At 74.5% G+C, this 14,903-nt stretch carries 6 protein-coding genes; all 6 read right to left on the reverse strand.

The window, feature by feature from the left end:
* Positions 1-160 precede the first annotated feature (160 nt).
* Positions 161-2,206 carry an amino acid adenylation domain-containing protein gene (locus K2224_RS17875; protein WP_221907516.1) on the reverse strand — a complete coding sequence of 682 codons (2,046 nt, stop codon included), beginning with the start codon at positions 2,204-2,206 and terminating at the stop codon, positions 161-163.
* Positions 2,203-3,348 (reverse strand): acyl-CoA dehydrogenase family protein, encoded by a 1,146-nt coding sequence (locus K2224_RS17880; RefSeq protein ID WP_221907517.1) that lies wholly within the window; start codon positions 3,346-3,348, stop codon positions 2,203-2,205. Before K2224_RS17880 ends, K2224_RS17875 begins: the two co-directional genes overlap by 4 nt.
* A gap of 19 nt (positions 3,349-3,367) precedes the next feature.
* Positions 3,368-3,634, reverse strand: coding sequence for an acyl carrier protein (locus K2224_RS17885; RefSeq protein WP_221907518.1), 267 nt, complete (start codon positions 3,632-3,634; stop codon positions 3,368-3,370).
* Positions 3,631-4,527 (reverse strand): 3-hydroxyacyl-CoA dehydrogenase family protein, encoded by an 897-nt coding sequence (locus tag K2224_RS17890; RefSeq protein ID WP_221907519.1) that lies wholly within the window; start codon positions 4,525-4,527, stop codon positions 3,631-3,633. Before K2224_RS17890 ends, K2224_RS17885 begins: the two co-directional genes overlap by 4 nt.
* A 41-nt stretch (positions 4,528-4,568) precedes the next feature.
* Positions 4,569-9,932, reverse strand: a complete 5,364-nt coding sequence (locus K2224_RS41405; RefSeq protein WP_221907520.1) for a type I polyketide synthase — start codon at positions 9,930-9,932, stop codon at positions 4,569-4,571.
* Between the two features lie 65 nt (positions 9,933-9,997).
* Positions 9,998-14,890: a type I polyketide synthase gene (locus tag K2224_RS17900; protein ID WP_221907521.1), complete on the reverse strand. Its 4,893-nt coding sequence runs from the start codon at positions 14,888-14,890 to the stop codon at positions 9,998-10,000.
* Positions 14,891-14,903 lie beyond the last annotated feature (13 nt).

The raw sequence follows: 14,903 nt of genomic DNA on the forward strand, positions 1-14,903 counted from the left end.
CGACCGTCAGGACCGGTGCGCCACAAGGGAACGAAGGTCAACAGGAGACGGGAGTTGTTTGCAATAGCGCCTTCCGCAAGCAACTCCGCGCCCGGGGCGAAACGGAAGTGGGGGATGCCCTCCGCGTACCTGCCGAGGGCATCCCCCACCATCTGTCGTACTACCACCGCCTGCCGTGCCGGTCCGCCCAGGCCGGGTCCTGCAGCGTCCGGCGGTCCAGCTTTCCGCTGCCGGTGCGGGGCAGCCGGTCGAAGCGGTGATGGACCGTGGGCAGCATGTACTCCGGCAGCCGCGCGGCCGCGTGGTCGCGCACTTCCCGGGGGGAGAGTCCCTCCGGCCCGGCCACCGCCGCCCGGAGCACCGCGACGGTCGGAGCGGGGCGGTCCACCACGACGGCGCACTCGGTGATGCCCGGGAACTCCAGCAGCACGCCCTCGATCTCACCGAGGTCGATGCGGATGCCCCGGATCTTCACCTGGTCGTCCGCGCGCCCCAGGAACTCCAGCTCGCCGGAGGGCAGCCAGCGGCAGATGTCCCCGGTGTCGTACATGAGCCCCGGCCCGCAGCCGAGTTCCCGCACGAAGCGCCGGGCGGTCAGTTCCGGGTCCCCCAGGTACCCGCGGGCGACCTGGGCGCCCGCCAGGAACAGCGTGCCCCACACCCCCACCGGCGCCGGGCGGCCGTAACGGATGACGTACGCCCGCGTGTTGTCCACCGGGCGTCCGATCGGCACGGTGCCCTCGCACGGGCCCGGCGGGCAGTCGTACGCGGTCACGTCGACGGTGGCCTCGGTCGGTCCGTAGAGGTTCACCAGCCGGGTGCCCCGGTCCGCGAAGACCTCGTTGAAGGAGGTGACCGCGGCCGGCGAGAGGCTCTCGCCACTGGAGAAGACCCAGCGCAACCGGTCACCCACCGCGCCGACGCCCTTGCCGCGCACGTGGTCGACGAACATGCCCAGCATCGACGGGACGAAGTGCAGCACACTGACCCCCTGGGCCCGCACCGTGGCGGCGGTGGCGAGCGGGAAGCGCTCCATCCCGGGGGCGAGCAGGTGCATCCGGGCACCGGCGAAGAACCACCAGAACAGTTCCCACACCGACACGTCGAACACGAACGGCGTCTTCTGCAACAGGGTGTCGTCCGCCGTCAGCGGGTACTGCCGCTGCATCCACGTCAACCGGTTGACCACCGAGCGGTGTTCGACCATCACGCCCTTGGGGCGGCCGGTCGAGCCCGAGGTGTAGATGACATAGGCCAGATCCCGCGAGCCGCCGCGCGCGAGCGGTGCCTGCGGGCGCTCGGCGTACGGCTCGGGGGCGTCCAGGTACGTCACCGGGGCGGCCAGGCCGTCCGGTACCGGCACACCGGGCTGGGCCAACACCCGGGCCGCGCCCGCCCGTTCGACGAGGTCGAGCAGGCGCAGCGCGGGAACCGTCGGGTCCAGGGGCAGATAGGCGGCACCGGCCTTGAGCACGCCCAGCACCGCGACCGGCAGTTCCAGGCACCGGTCGCCGAGCACGCCGACCACGTCGCCGGGGCCGATGCCCTGCGCGACCAGGAAGCCGGCGAGCCGTTCGGTGCGCTCGTCCAGCTCGCGGTAGGTCAGCGAGGCCGTGTCGGTGCTGACCGCCACCGCGTCGGGCGTCCGGGCGGCCTGCGCGCGGAAGACGCCGTGCAGCGTGGCGTCCTCGGGGAAGTCCCGCGCGGTGGCGTTGAACTCCCGCAGCACCCGGTGCCGGTCCTCCGGGCGCAGCAGTTCGTGGCCGCCCACCGGGAGGGCGGGGTCAGCGACGGCCCGGGCGAGCACCGTGCGGTAGACCTCCGCCAGGGCGGCTGCCTCCAACGGGCCGTCCGGGCCGCCGTCGTGGCCGGCCGACGGCTCGGCGCCGCTGAGGTCGAGCACGCGCCGGAAGCCGTCCCGGGCGGTGCCGGGGACGCAGGTGACCAACAGGTCCGGCACGTCGCCCGCCGCCTCGACGTCGGGTTCCCCGGTGGTCAGCGCGGCGTCGACCTGAGCCGCGAAGTCCTTGAAGGACACCGCCGGGTCCACCGGGAGCGCGACCGTGCGGGGCGCGCCGGCGGCCGGCACCACCCGCACCCGGGGCTCGGCGTCGTGGATGACGTGGTGCAGCGCCAGGAGGGCCGCGGCCAGCCGGTCCCGGTCGCCGGGCGCGTCCGGCGCGCCCGTCCGTGGTGCCGCGGTCACCGCACCGCCCCCGCCGCGCCGACGAGCAGCGGCGCCAGGGTCCGCTCCAGGATCTGCTCGGTGCCCTCGATGATGTTCAGCACCTTGCTGTCCCGGTAGGCGCGGGCGGTGACCGAGCGCTCCGAGACGCCGGAGGAGGCCAGCAGCTGTACCGCGGAGGCGGTGTGCTCCTGGGCCACCCGGCACACGAAGTACTTGGCCAGCAGCACCGACCGCATCGTCTCCGGTGCCTTGTCCTGCATCGCCCGCGAGGCGGCGACGCACAGGTGGCGGGCGGCCTCCAGGTCGGCACCCATGCGGGTCACGAGGGTCTGGATCTGGCCGTGGTCCAGCAGCGGGCTGCCGAACGTCCTACGGGTGCGCACGAACCGGGCGCACTCCTCGAAGCACGCCTCCAACATGCCCAGCGCCATCCAGGCCACCGCGTGCCGGCCGTGTTCCAGGGCGGTGGGGACCAGCACCGGTACCGCGAAGTCCGGTTTGCCGACCACCGCCTCCGGGGCGATCACGCAGTCCTCGAAGTCGATGCGTGCCAGGCCCGCCGCGCGCAGGCCCAGCATGTCGCCCATGGGCGTCACGGTGACGCCGGGGGCGTCCCGGCTGACCAGGCACGCCTCGGAGCGCCCGGCACGCTGGGCGAACACCAGCAGGTCGTCGGCGCGTTGACCGAAGGTGATGTACACCTTGGTGCCGTTGAGCACCAGGTCGTCGCCGCGTTCGGCCAGGGTGGTGGTGATCTCGCTCAGGTCGCTGCCCGCGTGCGGTTCGGTCATGCAGATCGCGGCGACCCGCTTCCCCGCGCCGAGGGCGGGCATGACGTTCTCGCGCTGCCAGGGCGTGCCCCAGCGGGCGACGGTCTGCGCCATCATCCCGTGCACATTGACCAACGAGGCCAGCGAGATGCTGACCCGCCCCAGGGCCTCGTACAGCAGGCCCGCCTCGATGGCGCGCCATCCGCCGCCCCCGACGGAGGCGGGCAACGGGGCGCCGAGCAGGCCCTGTTCGGCGGTCCACGTCACCACCTCCTCGGGCAGCAGCGCGCCGTTCTCCCAGGTGTGTGCCTGGTCCTCCCAACGGTCCAGTACCAGGGTGAGCATCCGGCGGTGGTGCTCCCGCTCGTCCGGTGTCAACAGCCGGTCCACAGTCTTGCTCTCCCTCGGATCAGGCGGGGTCGGCTTCGAGCTGCTTGCGCTGCACGAAGTCGGTGATCTTGGCGATGCTGGCGAAGTTGCGGAGGTTCAGGTCGTCCACGTCGACCTCGACGCCGAACCGGCTCTCCAGGAAGCTCATGAGCTGGATGGCGAACAGCGAGTTGACCCGACCGGTCTCGAACAGGTCCTCCTCGCGGGCCGGTTCGTGGGCGGTGCTGTGGGAGGCCAGGTAGTCCAGGACGATGCGGTCGATCTCGGCGGTGTTGTGCTGGGTCATCGTGCGTTCCTCGTGGTGTCGGCCGCGGCGGTGCCGCGGTGTTCGTAGAAGCCCCGGCCGCTCTTGCGGCCCAGGCGCCCGGAGGCGACCATCTCCCGCAGCAGGCTGCAGGCTTGGTAACGGTCGTCCCGGTAGCTGTCGTGCAGGTACTCCAGGGTGAGCAGCACCGTGTCCAGGCCGATGAGGTCGGCGGTCTCCAGCGGGCCCATGGTGTGCCCGAAGCACTTCTTGAAGATGTCGTCGACCACTTCGGGGCGCTCGCCCTGGTCCTGGACGGTGCGGATCGCCTCGTTGAAGAAGAGGTGCGAGATGCGGTTGCTGACGAAGCCGGGGAAGTCGCCCACCACCACGGACTGCTTGCCCAGCCGGCCCAGCATCTCCTGGACGTGGGCGAGACAGGCGTCGGAGGTGTCGGCGCCGCGCATCACCTCGACGGCGTCCTTGAGGTAGGAGGGGTTCATGAAGTGGATGCCGACGACATGCTCGGGCCGGGTGGTCTCGGCGGCCAGCAGCCCCACCGGGATGCTGGAGGTGTTGACGCCGATGCCGGTCCCGGCGGGCAGGATCTTGTCCAGGGCGCGGTAGAGGTCGCGCTTGGCCTCCCAGCGTTCGCTGATGTTCTCCACCACGAACTCGCAGTCGGCCAGGGCCGTCAACTCGGTCGTGGTGACCAGGCGTTCGTCGGCGGTGGCGGCGGGCAGCCGCTCCAGTCCGGGGCGTACCGCGGGCAGGAAGCGGTTGGTCTCGCGCAGCAGCCGGCGGGTGTCGTCCAGTGCCGCCTGGTCGGTGTCGACCGCGATGACGCGGAAGCCGTGGATGACGTAGTCGACGCAGACGCTCGCGCCGATGCAGCCGGTTCCCACCACGCCGATGGTGCGCAGGGGTGGTGCCATGGTGTTCTCCAGAGTGGTGTGGAAGGGATGGGGGTGGGGGGTCACAGGGTGTCGAGCCAGTCGTGCACCACGGCGGCGGCCTCGCCGGCGTTCTCCGCGACGATGGTGCAGTGGTCGCCGGGGACGACGGCCTCGGTGTGCGGCAGCGGCCAGTGGGCGCGCCAGTCCTCGGTGATGGGCGGGGCCTCGGGGTCGCCGGGGATGCACTCCTCGGGGCGGAGGAAGAGCGTCGGCGCCCCGATCGGCTCCGGTGTCCAGCCGCGGAACAGCTTGCGGTAGCTGCCGAGGGCGGTGAGCGAGGTGAAGTTCATGGTGGTGAACCGTGCGCGGCGCTCGTTGACCTCGTACGTCATGGCTTGCCGGACGGACAGCGGCATGCTGTCGGGCAGGTAGGTGTCCAACAGGACGACGCCCTGCGCCGGGGTGCCGGCGGACTCCAGGCGGGCGGCGACGCCGTGGGCGAGCCAGCCGCTGGAGGAGTAGCCCAGCATCGCGAAGGGTTTGCCGTCGGCGCAGCGCAGGGTGGCCTCGGCGAGCACGTCGACGAGGACGTCGATGTCGGCGGCCAGCGGCTCGTCGGGCAGGAAGCCGGGCACGGTCACCATCGACAGGTCGCGGCGGTCGCGGAAGAAGGTGGACAGCCGGGCGAACTGGAGGGACTGCTCGACGGGCGCGAACGGCGGCAGGCAGACCACCGCGGGACCGCGGTCGCCCTTGGCGAGCCGTACGTAGCCGGTGCCGGCGGGCGCCTGGGAGGGGTCGGTGAACCGCCTGCGGAGCCCCGAGGCGCCGCTGAGCAGGGCCTCGACCTCGGTCATCCGGCCGCGCAGGGCGACCTGGCGGTAGACGGCCGCGAAGGACTCGGCGGCGTCCACGCTCGGTGCCGTGGCGGTGGCCGGGGCCGAGGCGCCCTGGTCGAGCGCCTGTTGGAGGAAGGCGCACACGGCGGTGACCGTGGGGTGGTCGAAGACCAGCATGGCGGGCAGGTCCAGGCCGGTGGCCAGGTTCAGCCGGCTGCGGACCTCGACGGCCGACAGTGAGTCGAAGCCCAGCTCCACGAAAGGCCGGTGGTCGCCGACCGCCGTCGCGTCGGGGTGTCCCAGCACGGCGGCGACCGTGCCGCGCACCAGTGCGGCCAGTTCCTCGTGGCGCTGCTCGGCGGGCAGGGCGGCCAGCCGGCGGCGCACGTCCTGGTGGTCGGCGGGCGCGGTCTCCTTCTGTGCCGTCAACAGCTCCCGTACCCGCGGCAGTTCGCCGATCAGCGGGCGCGGCCGGGCGGCGGTGTAGCCGGCGAGGAAGGGCTCCCAGTCCACGTCGGCGACGACCAGGGTGGCCTCGTCGCCGTCCAGGGCCCGTGCGAGTGCGGTGATGCCGTCGGCGGGCGGCATCGGCACCAGGCCGCGGCGGCGCAGTTGCTGGCCGCCCTCCGGTCCGACCATGGCGGAGCCGTCCCAGACGCCCCAGGCGACGGCGGTCGCGGTGACGCCGCGGGCGCGGCGGCGTTCGGCGAGCGCGTCGAGGTGGGCGTTGCCGGCGGCGTAGGCGGCGTAGCGGCCGCTGCCCCAGACGCCGGAGACCGAGGAGAACAGCACGAAGGCGTCCAGGGCCTCGTCGGGGAAGAGCTCGTCGAGGACGTCGGCACCGGCGGTCTTGGCGGCGGCGACGGCGCGGAACTCCGCCAGGTCCATATCGGCGAGCGGGGTGTTCTGCCCGACGCCCGCGGCGTGGAAGACGGCCCGGACCGGCTCGCCGTCCGCCGCCAGCCCGCGGACCAGCGCGGTCATCTCCTCGCGCGCGGCGACGTCGGCGGCCACGATCCGCACCCGGGCGCCGGCCTCGGTCAGCTCGGCGGCGAGGTCGGCGGCGCCGGGGGCGTCCGCGCCGCTGCGCGAGAGCAGGACGAGGGAGGTCGCGCCGCGGGTGACGAGCCAGCGGGCGACGTGGCCGCCCAGCGAGCCCGTACCGCCGGTGATCAGCACCGTCCCGGTGGGCTTCCAGGTCCGGCCGGCCGCCGGCGCGGGGGCGGGGACGACGCGGCGCCGCAGCACCCCGCCGGCCCGCAGCGCCACCTGGTCCTCGGCGCCGTCGCCGGTGAGCAGTCCGGCCAGCAGTGCGGTGGTGCGGTCGTCGAGGGTGCGGGGCAGGTCGATCAGGCCGCCCCAGCGGTCGGGGTGTTCCAGGGAGGCGACCCGGCCCAGGCCCCAGGCGGCGGCGGGCCGCGTCCGGGGCTCCTCCCCGGCGGCGGTGGCGACCGCGCCGCGGGTGAGGCACCACAGGCGGGCGCCGATTCCGGCGTCGCCCAGGGCCTGGAGGAGGACGAGCAGCGGTTCGGGCTCCTCGACCAGGGCGATGACGCCGGACAGCGGCGGCGCTCCGGCGGCGGCCTCGGCGAGCGCGGTGCGGGCCCGCGCCCGGTCGGTGCCTGCCTCGACCGTCACCACGTCGGCGACGACCCGGGTGAGCGCGCGCACCGTGTCGGCCTGCTCCGGGACGCCGCCCTCGGGCAGCACCACCAGCCAGGTGCCGGGCACTTGGGCGGCGGTCACCGGCTCGGCGGCCGGGTGCCAGGCGACACGGTAGCGCCAGGAGTCCTGGGCTTCGCGGCGGCGGCTCTCCCGGTGCCAGTCGGCCAGTTCGGGCAGGACGGGCAGCAGGGCGGCGGGGGCGCCGAGTGTTTCGGTGAGCGCGGTGTGGTCCTGCTGCTCGACGGCGTCCCAGAAGCTTCCGTCGCGGCCGGTCGCGGGGTGCGCAGCAGTGCGCGGGGCGGAGCCGGTGAGCCAGTAGGTCTGCCGTTGGAAGGGGTAGGTGGGCAGCGGCACGGGCGGGCGGGGGGTGAGCAGCGTGGACCAGTCGACGGGGGTGCCGTGGGCGTGGGCGGCCCCCACCGCGGCCACCAGGGCGGCGACCTCGTGCTGGCCGCGCCGGGCGCTGGGCACCGCCGGACGGTCCGTCAGCAGCGGTGTCAGCACGGCGTCGGGGCCGACCTCCACGAGGACGTCCGCGCTGCCCAGGCCCGCCACGGCGTCGGCGAACCGCACCGCGTGCCGGGCGTGGTCCAGCCAGTATTCGGGCGACGCGAACGGGTGTCCGCTCGCCGCCGCCGGGCTGACCGGAATCCGCGGCTCGGTGAAGGACAACTCGCCCAGCAGGGACCGGAACTCGTCGAGCATCGGCTCCATCAGCGGGGAGTGGAAGGCGTGGCTGACCCGCAGCCGGGTGGTGCGCCGGCCCTGGTCGCGCCAGTGGCCGGCGATGCGCTCGACGGCCTCGGCCGCGCCGGAGACGACCACGGCGCGGGGCCCGTTGACGGCGGCGACGGCGACCGTCGGCTCGACGTCGGTCAGCACCCGGACCTCGTCCTCGGTGGCGGCGATCGCGGCCATCGCGCCGCCCGCCGGCAGCGCCTGCATCAGCCGGCCACGGGTCACCACCAGACGGGCGGCGTCCTCCAGACCGAGAACGCCGGCCACCACCGCGGCGGCGATCTCCCCGACCGAGTGCCCCGCGACCGCGTCGAAGGCGACGCCGAAGGACTCCCACAGTCGTGACAGCGCCACCTGGTGGGCGAAGAGCGCGGGCTGCGCGTACTCGGTACGCTCCAGCACCTCCGCCGACTCGTCCCACATCACCTCGCGCAACGACCGACCCAGCAACGGGTCCACCACCGCACACACCTCGTCCAGCGCCGACGCGAACACCGGGAAACGAGCAGCCAGTTCACGACCCATCCCCGGACGCTGCGAACCCTGGCCGGAGAAGACCGCGGCCGCCCGCCCCTCCCCCGCCGTCACCGGTGCCACGTCCGGCAGGGCGGCCAGCGCCCCCGCGCGGTCCGGCGCCGACACCACGGCCCGCACCTCGAACGACGAGCGCGCCGACACCAACGACCATGCCACGTCCGGCAACGGGAGCTCGGAGCGCTCCCGCAGCAGGGTGGCGAGCGCGGCGGCCTGGTCCCGTACGGCCTGCTCGGAGCGGCCCGAGAGGACCAGCGGCACCGGACCGTCCAACGCCGGGGCGTCGGGCGCGGGTTCGGCGGCCGGCGCCTCCTCCACGATGATGTGCGCGTTGGTGCCGCTGATGCCGAAGGAGGAGACGCCCGCACGGCGCGGACGGCCGTCGGCCTGCCACGGGCGGGCGGACGACAGCAGACGGACCTCGCCGCTGCCCCAGTCCACGGCGTGGGTCGGGGTGTCGGCGTGCAGGGTGGGCGGGAGGGTGCGGTGCCGCATGGCCTGCACCATCTTGATGATGCCGACGACGCCGGCGGCCGACTGGGTGTGACCGATGTTGGACTTCAACGAGCCCAGCCACAGCGGCCGTTCCGGGTCCCGGTCGCGGCCGTAGGTCGCCAGCAGCGCCTGGGCCTCGATCGGGTCGCCGAGCTGGGTGCCGGTGCCGTGCGCCTCGACCGCGTCCACGTCCGCCGGACCGATGCCGGCGCTGGTCAGCGCGTCGAGGATGACCCGCTGCTGGGAGGGGCCGTTGGGCGCGGTCAGGCCATTGGAGGCACCGTCCTGGTTGACGGCGGAGCCGCGCACCACCGCCAGCACCCGGTGCCCCTTGCGGCGGGCGTCGGAGAGCCGCTCGACCACGAGCATGCCGACGCCCTCGGACCAGCCGGTGCCGTCGGCGTCGGCGGAGAAGGACTTGCAGCGGCCGTCGCGGGCGAGGCCGCCCTGGCGGCTGAACTCCACGAAGACGCTGGGGGCGGCCATGACGGTCGCCCCGCCGGCGAGTGCCAGGTCGCACTCGCCGCGGCGCAGCGCCTGGCAGGCCAGGTGCAGCGAGACCAGGGACGAGGAGCAGGCCGTGTCGATGGTCAGCGCGGCGCCCTCCAGGCCGAGGGTGTAGGCGAGGCGGCCGGACAGCAGCGAGGTGGAGACGCCGGTGATGCCGTACCCCTCCACGCCGACGCCGCCGCTGTGGACGTCGAAGCCGTAGCCCTGGGTGGCGGCTCCCACCCAGACCGAGGTGCGGCTGCCGCGGAGGGTGGCCGGGACGATCCCGGCGTCCTCCAGCGCCTCCCAGGTGGTCTCCAGCAGCAGCCGCTGCTGGGGGTCCATGCCCAGGGCCTCGCGCGGCGAGATGCCGAAGAACGCGGCGTCGAAGCGGCCCGCGCCGTAGAGGAAGCCGCCCTCGCGGGTGTACGTGGTGCCGGGCCGGTCGCCGCTGGGGTCGTAGAGGCCCTCGGTGTCCCAGCCGCGGTCCGTGGGGAACCCTGAGATGGCGTCGGTGCCCGAGGAGACCAGCTCCCACAGCTGCTCGGGGCTGCCGACGCCGCCGGGCGCCCGGACGCCGGCGCCGACGATGGCGATCGGTTCGTGCCGGCGGGCCTCGTGGTCGTCGAGGCGCTTGTTGGCCTGCCGGAGTTCGGTGGTGAGTTGCTTGATGAAGTGCCGCATCCGGTTCTCCGCGGACGCGTTGGTGTCTGGGCACATGGGAAGGGGCCTTTCGGGGGCGGACCGGGTCAGGAGATGCCGAACTCGCGGCCGAGGGCGTCGAGGAGTTCGTCGTCGGAGGCGGTGTCGATGTCGGTGTCCGCGGGGTCCTCGGACGCCGTCCCCGGCTCCGGTGCGGCGGGCTGTCCGGTCTCCTTCCAGCGGGTCAGGATGCTGGTGAGGCGCATGGTGATGCGGGAGCGGGCGACCGAGTCGGCCTCCAGCCCGGCCAGCGCGCTCTCCAGCCGGTCGATCGCGGTGTCGGCGCCGTCCTCGACGGGGCCGTCGGCGGCCCGCAGCTCCGCGAGCAGGAACGCGGCGGTCGCGGCCGGTGAGGGGTGGTCGAACGCCAGCGTCACGGGTGTGGTCAGGCCCGTCCTGGCGTCCAGGCGCTTGCGCAGGCCGACCGAGGCCAGGGAGTCGAAGCCGAGGTCGCGGAAGGAGCGGTTGGTCTCCAGCCGTTGGGCGTCGGGCAGGCCGAGTTCGGCGGCGGCCTCGGTGCGCACCAGGTCCAGCAGCGCGCCCTTGCGGTCGTCGGGGGCGAGCGCGCGGAGCCGGGTGCGGAAGTCCTCCGCGGCGGTCGGGTCGGCGGCACCACCCGACGCGCGCAGCGCCCGTACCTGCTCCAGGTCCTCGATCAGCGGCCGGGGGCGGCTGGCGGTGTAACCGGCGGCGAAGGGCTCCCAGTCGACGTCGGCGACGGTCACCGTGTCCGGTCCGGCGTCCAGGGTGCGCTGGAGGGCGGCGACGGCGCGCTCCGGGGGGATGGCGCCCAGTCCGATGCGGCGCAGGGCCTCGGCCGTCTGTGCGTCGACCATGCCCGCGTCGGCCCAGATGCCCCACGCGATCGAGGTGCCGGCGGCGCCACGGGCCCGGCGCCGCTCGACCAGGGCGTCGAGGTAGGCGTTGCCGGCGGCGTAGGCGCCGCTGCGGGCGCTGCCCCAGATCGCGGAGATGGAGGAGAACACCACGAAGGCGTCGAGGTCGGTGTCGTGGAGCAGGTCGTCGAGGACCTCGGCGCCGGCGATCTTGGCGGCGGTGACGGCCCGGAACTCCTGCGGGGTGATGTCCGTCAGCGCGGTGTTCTGGGCGATGCCGGCGGCGTGGAAGACCGAGCGGACCGGTTCACCCTCGGCGGCGAGCGCGTCCAGCACCCGGGACATCTCGTCCCGGTCGGCGACATCGGCCGCCAGTACCCGCACGGTGGTGCCCCCGGCGCGCAGTTCGGCCGCCAGCTCCTCGGCGCCGGGCGCCTCGGGTCCGCGCCGGGAGAGCAGCACCAGCGAGCAGTTGCCGTGCCGGGCCAGCCAGCGGGCCAGGTGGCCGCCGATCGCCCCGGTGCCGCCGGTGATCAGCACGGTGCCGGAGGGCCGCCAACTGCCGGCGGCGGGGCGTGTGGTGACGGTGTCGAGGCGGCGGACGTACAGGCCGTCGGGCCGTACGGCCAGCTGGTCCTCCGGGCCGGGTGCGCCCAGGAGCGCGGTGAGCGCGGCGTCCGTGTCGGTGCCGGGGGCACCGGCTGGCAGGTCCACCAGGCCGCCCCACGCCCCGGGCCGCTCCAGGCTGATCACCCGCCCCAGGCCCCACAGGGCCGCTCCGGCGGGGTCGGGGGCCGGGTCGGCGGCGGACGCGGCCACCGCGCCGCGGGTCAGGCACCACAGCGGGGCCCCGGTACCGGTGTCGCCGAGTGCCTGGGCCAGGGTGAGCAGCGCTCCGGCGTCGTGCCCGGCGTACAGCACCCCGTCGAACGGGCCCTCCAGGGAGGCCAGTTGTGCCCCGAGCGCGGTGCGGCCGCCGGGTTCGGCGGGCAGCTGGAGGGTCTCGACGGCCTGGTCGAAGAGGTCCGCGGCGGGCAGGAGGGACGTGTCCCCGGCCAGCAGCCAGCGGCCCGGTATGCGCGCGGCGGCGGCCGGGGGGAGGTCGGCGGTGCGCCACGTGATCCGGTAGCGCAGGCCGTCCAGGTCGGCGTGGAGCTGCCGCTCGCGCCGCCAGCGGGCGAGCGCGGGCACCACCTGCGGCAGGCCGTCCGCGGTGCCGAGGTCGGCGGCGAGCCGGTCCAGGTCCTGGCGTTCCACGGCCTCCCAGAACCGGGCGTCGGCGTCGGACGTCCTGGCGGAGGACGGCACCAGCCAGTAGTGCTCGCGCTGGAAGGCGTGGGTGGGCAGGGTGATCTGCGCGCCGCGCGGCAGTACGCGGGTGAGGTCCGCGGGCAGGCCCCGCACATGGCCCTCCAAGAGGGAGAGGAGCAGGCGGTCGGCGCCGCCGGAGTCGCGGCGCAGCGAGCCGATCACGACGCCCTCGTGGTCGCCGGCCTCCAGGGTCTGCTGCACGCCCACGGCCAGCAGCGGATGGGTGCTGGCCTCGACGAAGAAGCCGAACCCGTCGGCGGCCATCGCCTCGATCGCCTGCTGGAAACGCACCGTCTCGCGCAGGTTGCGGTACCAGTACTCGGCATCGAGTTCCCGGCCCGAGGTCCGGGCGCCGGTGACGGTGGAGTACAACGGCACGTCGGTGTCCTGGGGTCGGACGTCCGCCAGGGCCGCGAGGAGGTCGGCGCGGACCGACTCGACCTCGGGCGAGTGCGAGGCGTAGTCGACGTCGATCCACCAGGCCCACACGCCGTCGGCCATGCACTGCTTGGCGAAGGCCCGCAGCGCGTCCCGCTCGCCGGAGACGACGACCGAGTCGGGGCCGTTGACCGCCGCGATGGACAGGGCGTCCGCCCAAGGGGCGACGGCCTCGGCGACGCGCGGTGCGGACAGGCCGACGGACAGGGCCCGGCCGCGGCCGGAGAGCCCGGCCAGCAGCCGGGAGCGGGCCACCACGACCCGGGCGGCGTCCTCCAGGGACAGCGCACCGGTGACGCAGGCGGCGGCGACCTCGCCCTGGGAGTGCCCGACGACCCCGTGCACCGGCACGCCGAAGGACTGCCAGACCCTGGCGAGGGAGACCATCACCGCGAACAGTGCGGGCTGGACGACGTCGACCCGTTCGAGGAGTTCCTCGTCCTCGCCGGTGACGGCCTCGACGAGCGACCAGTCAACGAGCGGGTCCAGGGCGGCGGCGCACTCGCGCAGCGCGTCGGCGAAGACCGGGACGGAGGAGTACAGATCGCGGGCCATGCCGACCCATTGGGCACCCTGGCCGGGGAACATCAGCGCCACCCGGCCGTCGGTGGCGGTGCCGCGGGCCACGCCGAGCGGCAGGCTCCGGTCGCCGGTCAGCGAGTCCAGACCGGCGAGCAGGGTCGGGCGGTCGGCGGCCAGCACCGCCGAGCGGTGGTGGAACGGCGAGCGGGTGGTGGCCAGCGACCACGCGAGGTCGCCGACCGGGACGTCGGGGTGGGCCAGCAGGTGGTCGCGCAGGCGGGCGGCCTGGTCCCGCAGGGCGGCGGGGGACTTGGCCGAGAGAACGATGGGTGACGGGCCGTCAAGAACGGGCGCGGGGGCGCCCGTTCCGTCCGCGCCGTCAGCCTCGTCAGCGCCGCCGGCCCCGTCGGCGTCGCCCCTGCGGACGCGGGCGTCGTGCTCCAGGACGACATGGGCGTTGGTGCCGCTCATGCCGAACGCGGAGACCGCGGCCCGGCGCGCACGGTCCACCTCAGGCCAGGGCAGCGCCTCGGTGAGCAGCTCGACGTGCCCGGACGACCAGTCCACCTCCGGCGTCGGCGCGCTGACGTGCAGGGTCTTGGGCATGACGCCGTGCTGGAGGGCCATGACGGTCTTGATGATGCCGGCGGCGCCGGCCGCGGCCTGGGTGTGGCCGATGTTGGACTTCAGCGAGCCGAGCCGCAGCGGGCGGGCGGGGTCGCGGTCCTGGCCGTAGACCTCCAGCAGGGTCTGGGCCTCGATCGGGTCGCCCAGCGGGGTCGCGGTGCCGTGGGCCTCGACCATGTCGACCTGGTCGGGGGTGACCCGCGCGGCGGCCAACGCGGCCTCGATGACCCGGCGTTGGGAGGGACCGTTGGGGGCGGTGAGGCCGTTGGAGGCGCCGTCCTGGTTGAGGGCCGTGCCGCGGATCACCGCCAGCACCCGGCGGCCGTTGCGCCGGGCGTCCGACAGCTTCTCCAGGACCAGCATGCCGCAGCCCTCGGACCAGCTGGTGCCGTCCGCGTCGGCCGAGAAGGACTTGCAGCGGCCGTCGGGAGCCAGGGCGCGCTGCCGGCTGTATTCGCTGAACACCGTCGGGGTGGCGATCACCGCGACGCCGCCGGTCACCGCGAGCCCGCACTCGCCGCGGCGCAGCGCCTCGCAGGCCAGGTGGAGGGCGACCAGCGCCGAGGAGCAGGCGGTGTCCACCGTCATCGCCGGCCCCTCCAGACCGAGCGTGTAGGCGACGCGGCCCGAGGCGATGCTGGGCGCACTGCCGGTGACCAGGTGGCCCTCCACCTCGGTCGGTACGGACCCGCCGGCACCGTAGTTGTGCGCCGACAGCCCGACGAACACCCCGGTGTCGGTGCCGCGCAGCGAGGCGGGGGCGATGTGGGCCCGCTCCAGCGCCTCCCAGCTGGTCTCCAGCAGCAGCCGCTGCTGCGGGTCCATGGCCAGCGCCTCGCGCGGCGAGATCCCGAAGAACCCGGCGTCGAAGGCGGCGGCGTCCTTGAGGAAGCCGCTCTCGGTGACATAGCTCTTGCCGGGCCGGTCGGGGTCCGGGTCGTAGAGGTCCGCCAGCGGCCAGCCGCGGTCGTCCGGCAGCGGGCCGATCGCGTCGGTGCCGGTGGCGACCAGCTCCCACAGGTCCTCGGGCGAGCGCACGTCCCCGGGGAAGTGGCAGCCCATGCCGACGATGGCGACGGGCTCGGTGGCGCGGTCGCGCTCCTCCTGGAGCCGCTGGCGGGTGCGGCGCAGATCGTTGGTGACGCGCTTGAGGTAGTCGCGGTACTTCTGTTCGTCGAAACGGGCGTCGGTGGCGGGTTCGGGCACGGCGGGTCTCCTC

Origin of the sequence: Streptomyces sp. BHT-5-2, from assembly GCF_019774615.1 — a bacterium.
Taxonomy (GTDB): domain Bacteria; phylum Actinomycetota; class Actinomycetes; order Streptomycetales; family Streptomycetaceae; genus Streptomyces.

Coding starts and splice junctions, on each gene's coding strand:
- K2224_RS17885 (WP_221907518.1), bottom strand. CDS start 3,634: ATGACCCAGCACAACACCGCCGAGATCGACCGCATCGTCCTGGACTAC.
- K2224_RS17890 (WP_221907519.1), bottom strand. CDS start 4,527: ATGGCACCACCCCTGCGCACCATCGGCGTGGTGGGAACCGGCTGCATC.
- K2224_RS41405 (WP_221907520.1), bottom strand. CDS start 9,932: ATGCGGCACTTCATCAAGCAACTCACCACCGAACTCCGGCAGGCCAAC.